The sequence below is a fragment of the Yinghuangia seranimata genome (assembly GCF_029953285.1).
GTDB classification, from domain to species: Bacteria; Actinomycetota; Actinomycetes; order Streptomycetales; family Streptomycetaceae; genus Yinghuangia; species Yinghuangia seranimata.
Genome location: NZ_JASAOI010000068.1, coordinates 59,812 through 77,941, shown reverse-complemented (window position 1 = coordinate 77,941; position 18,130 = coordinate 59,812). Strand labels below are relative to the sequence as shown.

Here is an 18,130-nt window from a genome sequence, read left to right as displayed (position 1 = left end):
CGCGACCGTGGTGCGGCCGCCGGGGTCGGACCCCACCGCCAGCCGTGGTTCCCGATCCCGGGTCACGGGCTCATAACGGGTTGGGTACGACCCTGCACCGGCACTCGACGGCGTGTGCGACCACCGCCCGGCACCCGCACGTACCGCGCTGACCAGGACTGTTCCCATGGCAGGATGACCGCGATGAGGATTCCCGTGCTTCGCCGCCGCCGCATGCCCGAGTACCCGGGCATCTCCGGCGCGGCCAGGCTCGACAGACGCACCAAGAACCTCACCAAACGGCTCGAGCCAGGCGACATCGCGATCATCGACCACGTCGACCTCGACCGGGTTGCCGCCGAGGCGCTCGTCGCCTGCCGGCCGTCCGCCATCGTCAACGCCTCGGCCAGCATCAGCGGCCGCTACCCCAACCTCGGCCCCGAGATCATCGTCTCCGCCGGCATCCCCCTCCTCGACAACGTCGGCCAGGGCGTCATAGGGCGGCTGCCCGAAGGCGCGTTCGTCCGCATCGAGGACAACGTGATGTACAGCGAGGACGACCGGCCGGTCGCGATCGGCACCCTCCTCGACAAGGAGTCCGTGCGCGCCGCGATGGAGGAGGCCCGCGCGGGCCTGTCCGAGCAGATCGAGGCGTTCGCCGAGAACACCCTCAAGTACATCCGCGAGGAACGCGACCTGCTCCTCGACGGCGTCGGCGTCCCCGCGATCAAGACCCCCATGGACGGCCGCCAGGTCCTCATCGTGGTGCGCGGCTACCACTACCGCGAGGACATCGCCGCGCTGCGCCCGTACATCCGCGAGTACCGGCCCGTCATGATCGGCGTCGACGGCGGCGCGGACGCGCTCATCGAGGCCGGCTACCGGCCGAACATCATCATCGGCGACCTCGACTCCGTCTCCGACGAGGCGCTGCGCTGCGGCGCCGAGATCGTCGTCCACGCCTACCGCGACGGCCGCGCGCCCGGCATGGAGCGCCTGCGGGAACTCGGCCTCGACGGCGTCCCGTTCCCCGCGACCGGCACCAGCGAGGACATCGCGATGCTGCTCGCCGACGACAAGGGCGCCAACCTGATAGTCGCCGTCGGCACCCACGCCACCCTGGTCGAGTTCCTCGACAAAGGCCGGGCCGGCATGGCGTCCACGTTCCTGACGCGGCTGCGCGTCGGCGGCAAGCTCGTCGACGCCAAGGGCGTCAGCCGCCTGTACCGCAGCCGGATCTCCACCACGTCGCTGCTGGTGATGTGCCTGGCCGCCCTGGTCACCATCGCGGTGACCATCCGGGTGAGCCCGCTCGGCAAGGCCTACTACCACGTCTTCCGAGCGCAGTGGGACGCCTTCGTCTTCTGGCTTCAGGGAATCTTCAGTTGATCGACTTCCGGTACCACGTCGTCTCCATCATCGCGGTGTTCCTGGCCCTGTCGGTCGGCCTCGTGCTGGGCAGCTCGTTCCTGTCCGAGCTGGCGTCCAAGGACCTCGACAACAGGATCAAGGACCTGAACCGGAGCGCCGAGGGCCTGCGCCGCGACCTCACCACCGCGCGCGGCGAGAACGACCAGCTCAAGGGCTACATCGAGGCCACCAAGCCGCAGCTGGTCAAGGACCAGCTCAAGGGCCGCAGCGTCGTCCTGGTGACGCTGCCGGGCGCCGACTCGGACATCACCGACGAGACCGTCAAGACGCTGGAGGAGTCCGGCGCCACCGTCACCGGCACCGTCGCCGTCAAGAACGCGTGGACCGACGCCGCCAAGGAGACGGTGCTGCTGACCGCCGCGGGCGAGCAGGGCCAGACCGGCGGGACCTCGGGCGGCCAGAACGGCCAGAACGCGCAGACACCGAACGACCGCGCCTCCGCCGCGCTCGCGTCCGCGATCGTGCACCGGATGACCGGCGCCATCGGCACCGTGCCCCCCGGCGGCGCCGCGGCCGGCACCCCCGCAGGCACTCCCGCGACCGGCGCCCCGCCCGTCGGCGGCCAGCCCGCCGGCACCCCCGCGACCCCCGGCGGCACCCCCGTCGCCGGCACCACGGCGCCGACGACCCCCACCACCAACCCGGGCGCCGACACCTCCGCCGCGCTCGCCACCCTCACCCGGTTCAAGACCGCCGGGCTCGTCGACATCAAGGGCAACCCCGAGAAGGGCGCCACCCTCGCCGTCGTCATCGCCCCGGCCAGCCCCGTCGAGGGCAACGACCCCGCCCGCGTCAACAACGCCTACCTCGGACTGTCGCGCGCCCTCGACACCGCAGACGACGGTACGGTCATGGCCGGAGACCCCGGCTCGGCCCAGGACGGCGGCACCATCGCCGCCCTCCGCCGCGACGACCGCACCGCCAAGGCGGTGTCCTCCGTCGACAACGCCAACACCGACGAGGGACAGGTGTCCGTCGACTGGGCGCTCGTCGTCGAGGTCGCCGAAGGCAAGTCCGGCCAGTACGGCGTCGTCGGCGGCACCGACGGCTGGGTGCCGAAACTCCCCGACACCAAGACCGACGCCAAGTCGGAGAAGGCGGAGAAGACCTCGTGACCACCGCACGCCGCGCCCTGCGCACCGCCGCAGCCGCGGGCACGGCCGCCCGGTTCGCCTACACCCTGCTGCGCCGCTTCGGCCCCGGCGACGCCGCGCTGTGGGAACGCCGCAACCACCGCGGCGAGACCGTCACCCTGCTCGAAGGCCCCGCCGCCGCGCTCGGCACCGTGCTCGCCGCCGCCAGCGCGCCCGGCGTCCCCGCACGGCACCGCGCCGCCGCCGTCCTCGCCACCGCGGGTGCCGCCGGGTTCGGCACCTACGACGACCTGGCCGGCGCCACCGACCGGCGCGGTTTCAAAGGCCACCTCGGCGCCCTCGCCAAGGGCGAGGTGACCAGCGGCGCCGTCAAGATCCTCGGCATCGGCGCCACCGGCCTCGCCGCCGGCGCCCTGCTGCGCCGCGGCCCCGACGACACCGTCGTCGACAAGGTCCTCGCGGGCGTCGTCGTCGCGGGCGGCGCCAACGTCGTCAACCTGTTCGACCTGCGGCCCGGGCGCGCCGCCAAGGTCGCCGTGCTCGTCGGCGCGCCGTCCGTGCTGCGCGGCTCCCGCCTGGCCGCCGCGCCCGTCGGCGCCGCGGCCGCCCTGCTGCCCGAGGACCTCGGCGAGAAGGCCATGCTCGGCGACGCCGGCGCCAACGCGCTCGGCGCCGCGCTCGGTGTCGCCGCCGCGGCCCGCGCGGGCCGCCGCGGCCTCGTCGTCCGCGCCGCCGCGCTCACCGCGCTCACGCTCGCCAGCGAGAAGGTCAGCTTCACCAAGGTCATCGCCAGGACCCCGGCGCTCAACGCGATCGACATGCTCGGCCGCCGCCCGGTCGCCCCGCCGCGTGCCGCGCCCGACGACGCGGCGCCGGCCGCCGCGAAGGCCGCCGCCGCTGCGGGCGACGCGCGGACGGCGTCCTGACGTTCCGGCCGGTACGACGCTGTGGAAAGAGCGATGAACGCCCGGGTGTGCCTCACACCCGCCTCCGCCGGGGCCCGCGTGAAAGCCCTCGGCAGGTGCGGGACGCCTCGTCCGGCGCGCCGGGGCCCGACGGCCGGCGGAGCGCGGGCATGACGCCCCGTCAGGCCCCGCGGCCGGAGCGCTCCACGCCGGCGCCCGACGCGCCCGACTCGCCGGCCACGCCGTCAGCCGGGTCCGCGACGGGCGCCGCGGCCGCGCCGCCCCGGCGCCGCGGGCTCGGCAAGGGCCTGGCCGGGGCCGCCGTGCTCATCGCCGGGCTCACCGTCCTCGCCCGCGTCGCCGGGTTCGGCCGGCAGGTCGTCTTCAACGCCGCCGTCGGCCAGAACAACCTCGGCGACGCGTACACGACGGCCAACTACGTCCCCAACATCGTCTTCGACATCGTCGCCGGCGGGGCGCTCGCCGGACTCGTCGTCCCGCTCCTCGCCGGGCCGCTCGCCCGCGGCCGCGCCGACGAGTCCCGGCGCACCGCCTCCGCGCTGCTCACCTGGACCGTGCTCGTGCTGGTGCCCGTCACCGTCGCGGGGCTGGCCCTCGCGCGCCCGCTGATGGAACTCCTGCTGCGCGACAAGGCCGACACCCCCGGCATGCTCGACCTGGCCACCCGGTTCCTGGTCATGTTCCTGCCGCAGATCCTGCTGTACGGGCTCGCCGTCGTCTCCGCCGGAATACTCCAGGCCCACCACCGCTTCACCGCCGCCGCCGTCGCCCCGCTGCTCTCCAGCCTCGTCGTCGCCGGCGCCTACCTCGCCTTCGCCGCCGGCTACGACGGCACCGGCCAGGACGTCACCGCCGTCCCGCGCGGCAGCGAACTCGCCCTCGGCGTCGGCACCACAGCCGGCGTCCTCGCCCTCGCCCTGTGCACACTGGTCCCGCTGCGCGGCATCGGCCTCGGCCTGCGCCCCACGCTGCGGTTCCCGCCCGGCATCGCCGCCCGCGCCCGCGCGCTCGCCCTCGCCGGCGTCGCCACCCTCGTCGCGCAGCAGCTCGCCACCGTCGCCGTCCTCATGCTCGTCAACGCCTACGGGCCCGACGGCGGCGCGGTCACCTACCAGAACGCCTGGATGGTGTACGTCCTGCCGTACGCCGTCCTCGCCGTGCCCATCGCCACCAGCGCCTTCCCCCGCCTCAGCGCCGCCGCGCACGACGGAGACCACCCCGCGTTCGCGGCCACCGCCGCCGCGACCACCCGCGCCGTGCTGCTGGTGTGCGGGGCCGGGGCCGCGGTCCTGGCCGCCGCCGCGTACCCCGTCGGCGCGTTCTTCGCCCACCTCGGCGGCGGCCCGCACACCGCCGACCCCGCCGTCCTCGCCCGCGCCCTCGTCGCCTTCGCGCCCGGACTCGCCGGCTACGGCCTCGTCGCCCACCTCGGCCGCACCCTGTACGCCCGCGGCCACGGCCGTGCCTCCGCCGGGGCGGTCGTCGTCGGCTGGACGGCGGTCATCCTCACCGACGTCCTCCTCGTCCCGAACGTCGACGAAGGCTGGACCGTCGCGGCGCTCGGCCTCGGCAACACCGTCGGCATGACCGCCGCCGGCCTGCTCCTGGCCGCCGCCACCGCCCGCACCGCCGGCACCGCGGCCCTGTCCGGCGCGGGCCGCGCCGCACTCGGCGCCCTGGTCGCGGGCACCGCGGGCGGCGCCGCCGGAGCGGCCGTCGCCGCCGCGGCGGGAACGGGCGGAACCGCCTATACGTTGATCATCGGGGCGGCAGCCGCCATTGTGGGGGCCGTCGTCTTCGCCGCCGCGGCCTACCCGTTCGCCGGCGCCGACCTGCGGGCCATCCGACGAGGCCGGCCCGCACCCCACGGCCCGACCGAGGACGGCACCGACGAGGACCCGAGCGAAGGGGACACCGGCGAGCCGACCAGACGCCCACCACCCGACCCCGAAGCGCCCTGACCCGCCCGGGCCCCACCCGCCCGCCGCGTTCCGACCGAGCCCGACCGGGGACGCGCGAACGGACTCGACCCGCGCAACCCGGCGAGGTTCCCGCAACGCCCCCGACGACCGGGCACACTCGCCTCAGACACCCGCAAGGCACTCGAACACCACGCCCCCCGACCGCCGTTCCGCACAGGAGTCCCGCGAGCGCCTGACCGCCCGACGCTCCGTCCGCCGTACGACACGTCAGCCCCGTCGCCCGCCCCGTCTCCACCGTGATCCACCCGCCTCGCCCCGGCGCCCGGCCTCGTCGGGTCGGCCGTACCGTCCAGCCCCCGTCCAGGAAAGGAACCCCCGGTGACTGACGCCACCTCGCAGGAGCGCCGCAGCCGGCCCGCTCGGTTGCGGGCCGTGCTCGTTCTCGCCACGGCGACCGGTGGGGCGGGTGCGCATGTGCGGTCGCTCGCCGAAGGGCTGGTCGCGCGCGGGGTCGCGGTGACCGTCGCGGCCCCGGCGTCGACCGAGGAGCGGTTCGGGTTCACGGCGGCCGGGGCGCGGTTCGCCCCCGTCGAGATCGGGACCACGCCGCGCCCGTCGGACATGGCGGCGGCGCGTGCGGTGCGGGAGGCCGCCGCGGGCGCGCACGTCGTGCACGCGCACGGGCTGCGCGCCGGGCTGGTCGCGGCGAGCGCGCTCGGCCGCAGGAGGCCCGGACGGACGCCGCTCGTGCTCACCCTGCACAACGCGGTGCTGGCCACCGGCCCCAAGGGCGGCCTGGCGCATCTCATGGAAGGCCGCGCGGTGCGTGCCGCCGACGTGGTGCTGGGCGCGTCCGCGGACCTGGTGGACCGGGCCCGCAAGATCGGCGCGGCGGACGCCCGGCTCGGCCCCGTGGGCGCGCCGCCGCTGGACGCGCCCCGCCGGGACCGCGACGCGGTGCGGGCCGAACTCACCAGCGCCGACCGTCCGATCGTCCTCGCGATCGGGCGCCTCGCGCCGCAGAAGGACTACCCGCTGCTGCTCGACGCCGTCGAACGCTGGACCCAGCTCGGCTTGGACCCCGTCCCGATGCTCGCCGTCGCCGGCGACGGCCCGCTGCGTGACGAACTCCAGGCCCGCATCGACGCCGAGTACCTCCCGGTGCGGCTGCTGGGCCACCGCGACGACATCCCCGACCTGTTCGCCGCCGCCGACATCGCCGTGCTCTCCGCCCGCTGGGAGGCCCGTTCGCTGGTCGCCCAGGAGGCCCTGCGCATGGGCGTCCCGCTCATCGCCACCGCCGTCGGCGGCATCCCCGAACTCGTCGGCGACGCCGCGGTGCTGGTGCCGCACGGCGACCCCGACGCGCTCGCGGCCGCCGTCGCCGACCTGCTCGGCGACCCGAAGCGCCGCGAGTCCCTCGCCGAACTCGGCCGTGCCCAGGCCGAGTCCTGGCCGGACGAGCACGACACGGTCGAGCAGGTCCTGAGCGTGTACGAGGAACTCGGCCCCAGCTAGGGCCGGTCAGGGGACCACACCGGGGCCGCCCGGCCCGGTGCCCGCACGCCGGGCCGGGCGGCCGCTCCCACCCGCCGCGTCCGCGACGCGGCGTTCCCGGCCGGCGCCCGGAGCGCCGTGCTCGGCCCGAACGCGCGGGAAATCCGCCCGCACGCAACGGGTCGGGTGTTTCCCGCGTCCCACCGGTCAGGTGCCGTGCTCCGCGGCGCCGGCGGGCGGGGCGGGGAGACGGTGGTCGGTTGTGGCGCGGCGGCGGTGCGCGTTCGTCCTGCTGGTCCTGGGTGCGCTCGGCGCCGGGTCGATCCCGCTGTACGCGATGTCGCCGCCGAGGCAGTGCACAGGGGTCGCGTCCAGCTGCGTGGTGGCCGTCTACTCGCCCAACGGCATCATGGGCGAGTACGAGCTCGACGACGCCGCCGGCCTCAAGCAGTACTGGACGGTCACGCTGGTCGTGTGCTGCGTCAGCGCCCTGTGGTGGTACGCCCGTTCGGGTCACCTCCGGCGCGCACTCGCCCCCGTGGCGGTCGCGCTCGCGTGCGGCGGCACCGTCATGTACCGGACGGCCACCGGCTGGACGAACCGCGGGACCGGCTGGCGGGTGCACGACGAGCGGCTGCTCACGCTGTTCAACGGCGCCACCCCGTTCCTGGTCGCCGCACTCGCACTCGCGGTGCTCGCCGTCGCCGAACGCTCGCTGCTGTTGACGGTGTTCACAGCCGTTTTCTGGTGGGCGGCGTGGCGGCTGGCGACCCACGACGCCTACTACGCGCTGTCGCAACTCGGACTGCCCGTCGACGACCTGACCGACCCGCACGGGCTGCGCCAGTGCACCGCGATCGCGATCCTGTCGGGCATGCTGCTGCTGGGCGCGCTCGCCGCGTGGCTGGTGCCCTCCCGGTCCCGGGGGCAGCAGGCCGAGCCGGTGGCCGGCTAGCCGATGCCCTGCCGGTCCGGTTCGAGGGCGAACTCCCGTTCGGGTCCGTCCGGGTACGAGGCGCGCACGGCGTTGTGCAGGAGCTCCCGCTGGCGGCGCAGCGGCCCCGCCCGGTCCTCGGGCGCGATCAGCAGCAGGTCGTCGAGCGACGCCACGAGCCGCCGGGTGACCTGCGGCGCGCCGGCGCCGTACAAGCGGGTCTCGGTGTAGGCCAGGTCGACGACGTCCGCCCAGGTGGGCACGGCCTCGACGACCCGGACCCGGCCCTTGCGGTCGACGTGCACGCGCGTCCCCAGCGGCAGTTTCACCGCCATGCCGAGCAGCATGTGGATGCGGTCGAACGCGTGGACCGCGGTGGTCGGGTCGTTGACGGCGGGGGAGAGCGCCCGCGCCGCGATGTCCGACAACTGCCGGAACCCGTACGCGAAGTCCTGGTGCATGCTGCGCTCGGTGCCGAGGCGCAGCGCGCGGGCGACCGGGCCCGCGTCCGGGGCTGTGCCGCCATACACCTCGACCAGCGGGGTGCCGTCCGCCACGAAGTCCCCGACGCGCGGCACGATCCGCAGCACCGTGTCGTGGCCGCGGGCGATGCGGGTGAGCCGGTTGACGTCGACGTACCGCAGGACGCCGCCGAGCCCGTGGTACGGCACGACCGCGGTGGGCGGGCCGTCCGGCGGGTGCCCGTCGCGGCGTTCCAGGTACCACAGTTGCAGCGCGGTCTCCCCGGCGACCGTGGCGATGACGTAGGTGACCCGCATCATCCGCAGCGTGGTGTGCACGTAGACGACGAACAGCACCAGGGAGGCGATCACCAGCCCCATCGCGACGAACGACGAGACGAACGGCTGGGCCTCCTCGGCCGTCACGCGCCCCTTCTGCACGCGTAACGAGAACAGGAACGTGCACAGGAACAGCGCGAACGCCGCCTTGGCGACGCGGCTGCGCACGTACAGGCGGATGACGCGCGGGGTGAACCCGGACGCCATCTGCAGCGCCACGAGCGTGATGGAGAAGACCACGCCGACGAACGTGAGCATCGCCGAGCTGATCGTGCCGATGACCGCCGAGCCGGCGCCGCCGACGTTGTCGATGAACTCCAGCAGTCGGTTGTCCTCGGTGCGGACGGCCTCGTCGTACAGCTCCTGGTCGGCGGTCAGCGTGGCGGTCGCGAGGAAGTACCCGACGACGAGGCCGAGCAGCGGCGCGAACAGGAACGAGTCGCGCAGCCGCTCGCGGATGCTCGGGAACGGCCGGCGGCGCGGCGGGGCCGGGACCGACCGCCAGCCGGTCCCGGCGGTGTCGGAGGAGCCCGCGTCGCCGTCCGCCATGACCCCATTAGGTCACAGGAGTCCCATGCGTGCCTTTCCGGGCGCCGCGGATTACTCCGTCGGTGCGCAGCCGGCCGCCCGCCCGTCCGTCAGTGCGTCGCCGCCCCGTCGGCCGGGGCGGAGCCCTGTCGGCGGCGTTCGTCGTCCTGCTGGCGCAGCGCGGTCAGGCGCAGCGCGGTGTCGATCAGGGGCACGTGGCTGAACGCCTGCGGGAAGTTGCCGACCTGCCGCTGGAGCTTCGGGTCCCACTCCTCGGCGAGCAGGCCGAGGTCGTTGCGCAGTGCCAGGAGGCGTTCGAACAGTTCGCGGGCCTCGTCGACGCGGCCGATCATCGCCAGGTCGTCGGCGAGCCAGAACGAGCAGGCCAGGAAGGCGCCTTCGTCGCCGGGCAGGCCGTCGACGCCGACGCCCTCGCCGCGGGTGGGGTAGCGGCGCACGAAGCCGTCCTCGGTCAGCTCGTGCTGGATGGCCTCGATGGTGCCGACGACGCGCTTGTCGTCCGGCGGCAGGAACCCGACCTGGGGTATCAGCAGCAGGGAGGCGTCCAGTTCGATCGAACCGTAGTACTGGGTGAAGGTGTTGCGTTCGGCGTCGTAGCCGTAGTCGCACACCTCGCGGTGGATCTCGTCGCGGACGGTGCGCAGGTGCTCCAGCGGGCCGTCGGTGATGTGGTCGGCCTCGAGCATCTTGATGGTGCGGTCGACGGCGACCCACGCCATCACCTTGGAGTGCACGAAGTGCCGTCGCGGGCCGCGGACTTCCCAGATGCCCTCGTCGGGGTTGCGCCAGTGCGACTCGAGGAAGTCCATGAGGCGCAGCTGCAGCTGGTGGGCGTTGTCGTGGCCCTCCATGCCGGCGAGGCGGCCGTGGTGCAGGGCGTCGACGACCTCGCCGTAGACGTCCAGCTGGAACTGCTCGGCGGCGGCGTTGCCGATGCGTACGGGGCGGGAGTTCTCGTAGCCGGGCAGCCAGTCGGCCTCGTACTCGGTGAGCCGGCGCTCGCCGCCCACGCCGTACATGATCTGGAGGTTCTCGGGGTCGCCGGCGACGGCGCGCAGCAGCCACTCGCGCCACGCCTTCGCCTCTTCGAGGAAGCCGGTGCGGACCAGGGCGGACAGCGTCATGGCGGCGTCGCGCAGCCACGTGAAGCGGTAGTCCCAGTTGCGGACGCCGCCGAGGTCCTCGGGCAGCGAGGTGGTGGGGGCGGCGACGATGCCGCCGGTGGGGGCGTAGGTGAGCGCCTTGAGGGTGATGAGCGAGCGGACGACGGCGTCGCGCCAGGGGCCTTCGTAGGTGCAGCGGGCGACCCAGTCGAGCCAGAAGCGCTCGGTGTCCTCGAGGGCTTCCTCGGGCTCGGTGGTGAGCGGGGCGTCGACGTGGGAGGGCCACCAGCCCAGCACGAACGCGTGGCGCTCGCCGGGGCCGACGGTGACGTCGGCGTACGTGGTCAGTCCGCGGCCGTACGGCTCGGCCTTGGACTGCAGCCACACCGAGTCGGGGCCCGCGACGGCGACCGTGCGGCCGTCCTCGTGGCGGCGCACCCAGGGGACGACCTTGCCGTAGTGGAAGCGCATGCGTACTTCGGAGCGGACCGGGACGTTGCCGGATATGCCCTCGACGATGCGGACGATGGTGGGGGCGCCGATGAGCTCGTCGGACGGCGGCATGAAGTCGATCACGCGCACGGAGCCGCGCGGGGTGTCCCACTCGGACTCGAGGATCAGCGAGTCGCGGCGGTACGCGCGGCGGGTGGCCTGGCCGCCGGACAGCGGGGCGATCTTCCAGTACCCGTGGTCGTCGTTGCCGAGGAGCCCCGCGAAGACCGCGGGGGAGTCGAAACGGGGCAGGCACAGCCAGTCGAGGGACCCGTTGCGGGCCACCAGGGCCGCGGTCTGCATGTCCCCGATGAGGGCGTAGTCCTCGATGCGATTGCTCACGCGCGAAGTCCGTCCGTTGCTGGCTGGGATCGGTCGTCGATGCGGGTGCGGGCAGCGTTCCGGGTCGGCCGCGCGGCACCCGGCGGGCGTCGCGCGGGGAGGCCGGGACGACGCCGTACCGCCCCTCCGGCGGACGCTGCGAACCCGTGATCAGCATAGTCCCGAGAGGTAGGTTCCGGCGCCCGCTCCGTGACTCTGTGTTGCTCTCGTAAGGCGTTTCCTTGGCAAACGCCCGGTTTTCCAGCGCTTTATCACGGCCTTGGTTACGCTCCGAATTGGGCAGATCGTCCTGCGTGGTGACGGCGCCGCCTACGGGACGTTGTCGCCGCGCGCTGTTACTCTGGTCTCCCGTGGACTTCTAGGGACCGCTTCCGGCCCCGTCGAGAACCCTCGGCGGTGCGGAGTCTCCCCGTCGAATTCCCTCCTCGAATCACGACCCCACGGGAGCCCCTCCTTGGCAGTGCCCCAGACGCCCGGCAGTCCGACGCACGGCGCGCGTTCGACCCGTACCCGGCCGACCAAGCACCTCTTCGTCACCGGCGGAGTCGCCTCCTCGCTCGGCAAGGGGCTCACGGCATCCAGCCTCGGCGCGCTGCTCAAGGCGCGCGGCCTGCGGGTGACGATGCAGAAGCTCGACCCGTACCTGAACGTGGACCCGGGCACCATGAACCCGTTCCAGCACGGCGAGGTGTTCGTCACCAACGACGGCGCCGAGACCGACCTGGACATCGGCCACTACGAGCGCTTCCTCGACGAGGACCTGCACGGCTCGGCGAACGTCACCACCGGCCAGGTGTACTCCTCGGTCATCGCCAAGGAGCGGCGCGGCGAGTACCTGGGCGACACCGTCCAGGTCATCCCGCACATCACCAACGAGATCAAGTCGCGCATCCGGCACATGGCCGCGCCCGACGTCGACATCGTCATCACCGAGGTCGGCGGCACGGTCGGCGACATCGAGTCGCTGCCGTTCCTCGAGTCGGTGCGGCAGATCCGCCACGAGGTCGGCCGCGACAACGTGTTCTTCCTGCACGTGTCACTGCTGCCGTACATCGGCCCGTCCGGCGAGCTGAAGACGAAGCCGACGCAGCACTCCGTCGCCGCGCTGCGCTCGATCGGCATCCAGCCCGACGCGATCGTGCTGCGCGCCGACCGCGCCGTCCCCGCCGACATCAAGCGCAAGATCTCGCTGATGTGCGACGTCGACGAGGAGGCCGTGGTCGCCGCGATCGACGCGCCGTCCATCTACGACATCCCCAAGGTGCTGCACGCCGAGGGGCTGGACGCGTACGTCGTGCGCCGGCTCGGCCTGAACTTCCGTGACGTCGACTGGTCGACGTGGGACGACCTGCTGCGCCGCGTGCACCAGCCTGAGCGCGAGGTCACCGTCGCGCTGGTCGGCAAGTACATCGACCTGCCCGACGCGTACCTGTCGGTCACCGAGGCCATCCGCGCGGGCGGCTTCGCGAACAACGTGCGCGCCAAGATCAAGTGGGTCACCTCCGACAACACCGCGACCCCGGAGGCCGCCGCGCGCGAGCTGGCCGACGTCGACGCGGTGCTCATCCCCGGCGGCTTCGGCGACCGAGGCGTCGAGGGCAAGGTCCAGGCGATCAAGTACGCCCGCGAGAACCGCATCCCGACGCTCGGGATCTGCCTCGGCCTGCAGTGCATGGTCATCGAGTCGGCCCGCTCGCTGGCCGGCCTCGAGGGCGCCAACTCGCTCGAGTTCGACGAGCAGACCGCGCACCCCGTGGTGTCCACCATGGCCGACCAGCTCGACATCGTCGCGGGCCAGGGCGACATGGGCGGCACCATGCGGCTCGGCGAGTACGAGGCGCGGTTCGCCGAGGGCTCGATCGCGGCCGAGGTGTACGGCGACGACCACAGCCTCGAGCGGCACCGCCACCGGTACGAGGTCAACAACGCGTACCGCAAGCAGCTGGAGGCCACCGGCATGGTGTTCTCCGGCCTGTCGCCCGACGGGCGCCTGGTGGAGTACGTCGAGCTGCCGCGCGACGTGCACCCCTACTTCATCGCGACGCAGGCGCACCCCGAGCTCAAGTCGCGCCCGACCCGCCCGCACCCGCTGTTCGCGGGCCTCGTGGCGGCCGCGGTACGCCGGGTGGCCGGCGAGGACCGCGCGGCGGCGGAGGTCGCGGGATAGCCCTCGGCAGCGCGTGAGCACCACCCCCCGCGGGGGCGGTCCCGCTTTTTTCGTCGATTTGACGAAAACGGGGCCGCCCCCGCGGCGTTCTCCACTACGTTGAGGCCATGAACGTCGACGAACGCCCCGCCCGGTTCGAGACCCGGTTCCAGGACACCCCCGAGGAATGGCGGGTCACCGAGACCGCCACCCCGTACCAAGGCCGCGTCACCGCGATGCGCACCGAGGTCGTGACGATGCCCGACGGGGCCTTCGCGCGCCGCGACTACCTGGTCCACCCCGGCGCCGTCGGCGTCATCGCGCTCGACGAGCGCGACCGCGTCCTCGTGCTGCGCCAGTACCGGCACCCCGTGCGGCACAAGCTGTGGGAGGTCCCGGCCGGACTGCTCGACGTACCCGGCGAGCCGCCGCTCGGCGCCGCGCAGCGCGAGCTGTACGAGGAGGCCCACCACAAGGCCGACGACTGGCGCGTCCTCGTCGACTACTACAACACCCCCGGCTCCTCCAGCGAGGCGATCCGCGTGTTCCTCGCCCGCGGCCTGAGCGAGGCGACCGGCGAACGCTACGAGGCGCACGGCGAGGAACTCGACCTCGAACTGGACTGGGCGCCGCTCGACGACCTGATCGCCCTCGTGCTCGCCGGCGAACTGCACAACCCGACACTCGTCGCGGGCGTCCTGGCCGTCCACGCCGCCCGCACCACCGCCACCGGCCTCGACGGACTCCGCCCCGCTGACGCCCCCTGGCCCGCCCGGCCGTTCTGACGCCGCGGCGGTCGAGACGACCGCTTCGCGCGGTCCACCCTCGGCTCCCGTGCGTCGATACGCGTCCTGAGCGCACGGTTCGCTACCCTGCGCGCAGGGACAGTCGGGGGCGGGGAGCAGGGGGTCGTCGGCAGTGATTCAGGCTGGTGAGTCCACCGCGGCGGCCGGGGCGCCCGGCGCCGGCGGTGCCTCCGTGCCCGCGCCCCGCGCCGCGGACGACCCCGGGATCCCCACCCTCCGCCTCGGGCCCGCGCAACTACCCCCCGCGCCCGACCAGTTCGTCGGGCGGGACGACGAACTGCGCACGCTCTACGGCTGGGTGACCGGACCCGGCGCCGCGGTGCCCGTCCAGGGCGTCGCGGCCCGGGCCTCGCTGCTGCCGCCCGACCGCGTCGTGGCGATCTCCGGCCCGCCCGGCATCGGCCGCAGCTCGCTCGCCGTGCTGCTCGCCCACCGGCTCGCCCCGCACTTCCCCGACGGCGTGCTGTACGCCCGCCTGACCGGCCCGCGCGGCGAGACCACCGCGCCCGCCGACGTGCTCGAGGCGTTCCTGCACGCGCTCGGCGACCACGACACCCCGCCCGGCGGCGAGGACCGCTCGCAGCGGTTCCGCGAACTGCTGGACGACCGCCGCATACTCGTCCTCCTCGAGGACCTCACCGGCACCGCGCAGCTGCGGCCCTTACTGCCCGAGAGCCCCACCGCGCTGGTCGTCGTCACCACCGTCAGCCCGCTCACCGGCCTCGGCCGGGCCGCCGTCGTGCGCGCCTGCGCGCTCGACGTCCTCGACACCGCGGCCGCCGCCGAGCTCCTCGGCTCGCTCGCCGGCCAGACCCGCGTCGCGTGCGACCCGCGCGCCGCCGACGACCTGCTGTCGCTGTGCGACTACCACCCCGCCGCCCTCAAGCTCGCCGGAGCGTGGCTGCGCGCCCGCCCCCGCTACGCGCTCGCCGACGTCGCCCGGCGGCTCCGCGCCGAACGACTGCGCCTGCAGGGCACCTGCGACGACGCCGAACTGGCGCTGCGCGCCTGCTTCGCGCTCGTGCACCGCGAGCTCGTGCCGTCGGCCGCCCGCCTGCTGCGGCTCCTCGCGCTCGTGCCCGGCCGCGAGTTCGGCCCGGACGCGGCCGCCGCGCTCGCCGACTGCGGGCCCGACGCCGCCGCCCGCTCGCTCGCCGAGCTGTGCGAGCTGCACCTGCTGGAACCCGGCGGGGCGCCCGGCCGCTTCCGGTTCCACGAACTGCTGCGCGGCTACGTCCAGGAGTGCCTCGACGCCGAGGAGCGCCCCGGCGAGCGCCGCACCGCCCGCGTGCGCCTCCTCGACCGGTACGTGCGGCTCGCCCGCGCCGCCGAGCACACCCTGGCCGGGCGCGGCGCCGCGGTCCCCGCCGACGTCCGCTTCGAGTCCCCGGCGCAGGCCCGCGCCTGGGTGCGCGAGGAACGCCCCGAGCTGCTCGCCGCCGCGCGCGTCGCCGCCGCGGCCGGCCTCGACGGCCCCACCCGCAGGCTCGTCGCGGTCCTGACCCGGCTGCTGGACCGCCGCGCGCACTGGCGCGACGTCCGCGAACTGCACGAGCTCGCGCTGTCCACCGCGCGCCGGCACGGCTCGGGCCGCCAGGAGGCCGTCGCGCTGCTCAACCTCGGCAACCTGCACGTCGCCCGGGCCGAGCTCGAACAGGCGCTCGCCTGCTACCGCGCCGCCCTCGAGGTGTCCCGGTCCATCGCCGACCCCGCCGGCGAGGGCCGCGCCATGGTCAACCTCGGGAACGCGTACGCCGACCTCGGCGACCTCCAGCGCGCCGCCGACTGGTACGACCGCGCCCTGCTGCTGCGCCGCACCACCGGCGACAGCGTCGGCCAGGCCCGCGTGCTGTCCCACCTCGGCCGCCTGCACGCCCGCATGGGCCGCTTCGAACAGGCGCTGCGCGACCACCGCGCCGCCCTCGGCGTGCGGCGCAGGCTCGACGACCACGCCGAGGTGGGGCGCGTGCTGTCCGACATCGGCGAGTGCCTGGGGGACGCGGGCCGCACCCGCGAGGCCCTCACCGTCTACCGGGACGCGCTGGAGGCGTTCCGCGCGGCGGGCGACGAGCGGCTCGAGGCGCTCACCCTGCTGCGCACCGCCGACCTCCTGGAGGACACCGGCGACCTGCGCGAGGCCCGCTCCCGGCGCCGCCAGGCGCTCGCCCTGCTGGCCGACGCGCCGCAGGCCGACGCGGTGCGCCGGATGCTAGAGGCGGACGCCTCGGGGCCCGGACGGGGCGCGGGAGCCGAGGCCGCCGCGTCCGGGGACGGCGCGCCGCCACCCGCCCGGCGGGACTGAGGGGGCACGGCGCCGGGTACCTGCCTTTCAGCAGCTCGAAAGCTCCCAACCTGGGAAAGCAAAACAGTCTGCTGGCTTCACTGGCACTTTGTAAGGTTGGCAAGGCGTTAGAGCCGCATTAAGCTAAGTCTGCCTCGGAGACGTGGTGGTGCGCGCCAGCCTGCCCACGGGTTGCCCGACGGCGTCTTAACCCTCTGTACGAGTAAGGACGTGGATAGCCGTGAAGGTCGGCATTCCCAGCGAGGTCAAGAACCACGAGTACCGCGTGGCGATCACCCCGGCCGGCGTGCACGAGCTCGTGCGCAACGGCCACGAGGTCTTCATCCAGAAGGACGCCGGACTCGGCTCCTCCATCCCCAACGAGGAGTACGTCGCGGCCGGCGCGACCATCCTCGACACCGCCGACGCGGTGTGGGAGACCGGCGAGCTGATCCTCAAGGTCAAGGAGCCCATCGCCGAGGAGTACGGTCGGCTCCGCAAGGACCAGACCCTCTTCACCTACCTCCACCTGGCCGCGTCGCGTGAGTGCACCGACGCGCTGATGGCCGCGGGCACCACCTCGATCGCGTACGAGACGGTGCAGCTCCCCTCGGGTGCGCTGCCCCTGCTCGCGCCGATGTCGGAGGTCGCCGGCCGCCTCGCGCCGCAGGTGGGCTCGTACCACCTGATGCGTCAGGGCGGCGGCCGCGGCACCCTCATGGGTGGCGTGTCCGGCGTGTACGCGGCCAAGGTCGTCGTCATCGGCGCCGGCGTGTCCGGCCTCAACTCGGCCGCGATCGCGCTCGGCATGCAGGCCGAGGTGCTGCTGCTCGACCGCAACATCGAGACGCTGCGCCAGGCCGACCGCATCTACCAGGGCCACCTGCAGACGGTCACCTCGAACGCGTACGAGATCGAGCGCGCCGTGCTGGACGCCGACCTCGTCATCGGCGCCGTGCTGGTGCCGGGCGCCAAGGCCCCGAAGCTCATCACCAACGAGCTCGTGTCGCGCATGAAGCCGGGCTCCGTGCTCGTCGACATCGCGATCGACCAGGGTGGCTGCTTCGAGGACTCGCGTCCGACCACGCACGACAACCCGGTCTACAAGGTCCACAACTCGATCTTCTACTGCGTCGCCAACATGCCCGGCGCCGTGCCGCACACGTCGACGTTCGCGCTGACCAACGCGACGATGCCGTACATCGTCGCGCTCGCGAACAAGGGCTGGCGCAAGGCGTGCCAGGACGACGCGGCGCTCGCGCTCGGCCTGAGCACCCACGAGGGCCAGCTGACCAACGCGGCGGTCGCCGAGGCCCACGGCCTCGGCCACGTCGAGACGGCGGAGCTGCTGGCCTGACGCGCCCCCTGACGGCGGCCGGCCCGACCTGACCCTCCCGCACGCGCGACAACGACGTCGCGCCCGGCGGCGGGTACGAGGCGGCCGTCTCACGGCGCGTCGAAGCACGGTGTGATGCCGGACCCCACAACGGCGTGGGGTCCGGCATCACGCGTTTCCGGGGGCAGGCACGCCAGACTGGCCGCCATGAACGGCGAGAACCACGGGGCGGGGAACGGGGACGGTCGGGCGACCGCGTCGGACGGAACGGACGCGACGGGACCGCACGACGGCGCGTCGCGCACGGACGACGCCGAGGGCGCGGGGGGTGCGCAGAGCGCCGGCGAGGCGAAGAGCGCAGCCACGCACACGCCCACGCCCACCTCCACGCCCAAGCACCCGTCCACGCCCGCGCACACGCCTACGCCTGCGCCCAGGTCTACGCCCGGGTCGACGCCCGCATCCGCGTCCACGCCTGCGTTCACGTCCGCA

At 74.1% G+C, this 18,130-nt stretch carries 12 protein-coding genes; 10 read left to right on the top strand and 2 right to left on the bottom strand.

The features are described 5' to 3' along the window. Positions 1 to 183: 183 nt before the first annotated feature. The 6 genes from steA to QI554_RS37470 all read left to right on the top strand — a co-directional run bounded on the left by steA (position 184) and on the right by QI554_RS37470 (position 7,804). Positions 184 to 1,368, top strand: coding sequence for a putative cytokinetic ring protein SteA (gene steA / locus QI554_RS37495; protein WP_281476913.1), 1,185 nt, complete (start codon positions 184 to 186; stop codon positions 1,366 to 1,368). Continuing rightward, on the top strand, positions 1,365 to 2,525 hold the full coding sequence (locus QI554_RS37490) for a copper transporter (protein WP_281476911.1): 1,161 nt from the start codon (positions 1,365 to 1,367) through the stop codon (positions 2,523 to 2,525). The genes steA and QI554_RS37490 overlap by 4 nt, the downstream gene beginning before the upstream one ends. Next, entirely contained in the window at positions 2,522 to 3,430 is a 909-nt protein-coding gene (locus QI554_RS37485; RefSeq protein ID WP_343230852.1) for a hypothetical protein, read from the top strand. The genes QI554_RS37490 and QI554_RS37485 overlap by 4 nt, the downstream gene beginning before the upstream one ends. A 149-nt stretch (positions 3,431 to 3,579) precedes the next feature. After that, positions 3,580 to 5,391 (top strand): murein biosynthesis integral membrane protein MurJ, encoded by a 1,812-nt coding sequence (murJ, locus tag QI554_RS37480; RefSeq protein ID WP_281476909.1) that lies wholly within the window; start codon positions 3,580 to 3,582, stop codon positions 5,389 to 5,391. 339 nt (positions 5,392 to 5,730) lie between these two features. After that, positions 5,731 to 6,870 (top strand): glycosyltransferase family 4 protein, encoded by a 1,140-nt coding sequence (locus QI554_RS37475; protein ID WP_281476908.1) that lies wholly within the window; start codon positions 5,731 to 5,733, stop codon positions 6,868 to 6,870. 241 nt (positions 6,871 to 7,111) lie between these two features. Beyond that, positions 7,112 to 7,804 carry a hypothetical protein gene (locus QI554_RS37470; protein WP_281476906.1) on the top strand — a complete coding sequence of 231 codons (693 nt, stop codon included), beginning with the start codon at positions 7,112 to 7,114 and terminating at the stop codon, positions 7,802 to 7,804. Here QI554_RS37470 and QI554_RS37465 read toward each other — a convergent pair. Both QI554_RS37465 and QI554_RS37460 read right to left on the bottom strand, forming a co-directional pair. After that, complete coding sequence (locus tag QI554_RS37465) at positions 7,801 to 9,132, bottom strand: DUF2254 domain-containing protein (protein WP_281476905.1); 1,332 nt, start codon at positions 9,130 to 9,132, stop codon at positions 7,801 to 7,803. The genes QI554_RS37470 and QI554_RS37465 overlap by 4 nt on opposite strands. Before the next feature lie 89 nt (positions 9,133 to 9,221). Then, complete coding sequence (locus tag QI554_RS37460) at positions 9,222 to 11,069, bottom strand: glycoside hydrolase family 15 protein (protein WP_281476904.1); 1,848 nt, start codon at positions 11,067 to 11,069, stop codon at positions 9,222 to 9,224. Positions 11,070 to 11,529: 460 nt separating this feature from the next. On the opposite strand from QI554_RS37460, the gene pyrG reads away from it, so the two are divergent. From pyrG to ald, 4 genes are all read left to right on the top strand, one after another. Next, positions 11,530 to 13,236: a CTP synthase gene (pyrG, locus tag QI554_RS37455; RefSeq protein WP_281476931.1), complete on the top strand. Its 1,707-nt coding sequence runs from the start codon at positions 11,530 to 11,532 to the stop codon at positions 13,234 to 13,236. Positions 13,237 to 13,343: 107 nt separating this feature from the next. Then, the gene (locus QI554_RS37450) at positions 13,344 to 14,000 is read left to right on the top strand and encodes an NUDIX domain-containing protein (protein WP_281476902.1); all 657 of its coding nucleotides are present in this window, start codon (positions 13,344 to 13,346) and stop codon (positions 13,998 to 14,000) included. Between the two features lie 193 nt (positions 14,001 to 14,193). Continuing rightward, positions 14,194 to 16,323: an ATP-binding protein gene (locus QI554_RS37445; RefSeq protein WP_281476901.1), complete on the top strand. Its 2,130-nt coding sequence runs from the start codon at positions 14,194 to 14,196 to the stop codon at positions 16,321 to 16,323. Between the two features lie 220 nt (positions 16,324 to 16,543). Further along, the gene (gene ald / locus QI554_RS37440; RefSeq protein WP_281476899.1) at positions 16,544 to 17,659 is read left to right on the top strand and encodes an alanine dehydrogenase; all 1,116 of its coding nucleotides are present in this window, start codon (positions 16,544 to 16,546) and stop codon (positions 17,657 to 17,659) included. Positions 17,660 to 18,130 lie beyond the last annotated feature (471 nt).

Bases quoted from the DNA above. Each gene is read 5' to 3' on its own strand.
- steA (WP_281476913.1), top strand. From the start codon at position 184: ATGAGGATTCCCGTGCTTCGCCGCCGCCGCATGCCCGAGTACCCGGGC.
- murJ (WP_281476909.1), top strand. From the start codon at position 3,580: ATGACGCCCCGTCAGGCCCCGCGGCCGGAGCGCTCCACGCCGGCGCCC.
- QI554_RS37465 (WP_281476905.1), bottom strand. From the start codon at position 9,132: ATGGCGGACGGCGACGCGGGCTCCTCCGACACCGCCGGGACCGGCTGG.
- QI554_RS37450 (WP_281476902.1), top strand. From the start codon at position 13,344: ATGAACGTCGACGAACGCCCCGCCCGGTTCGAGACCCGGTTCCAGGAC.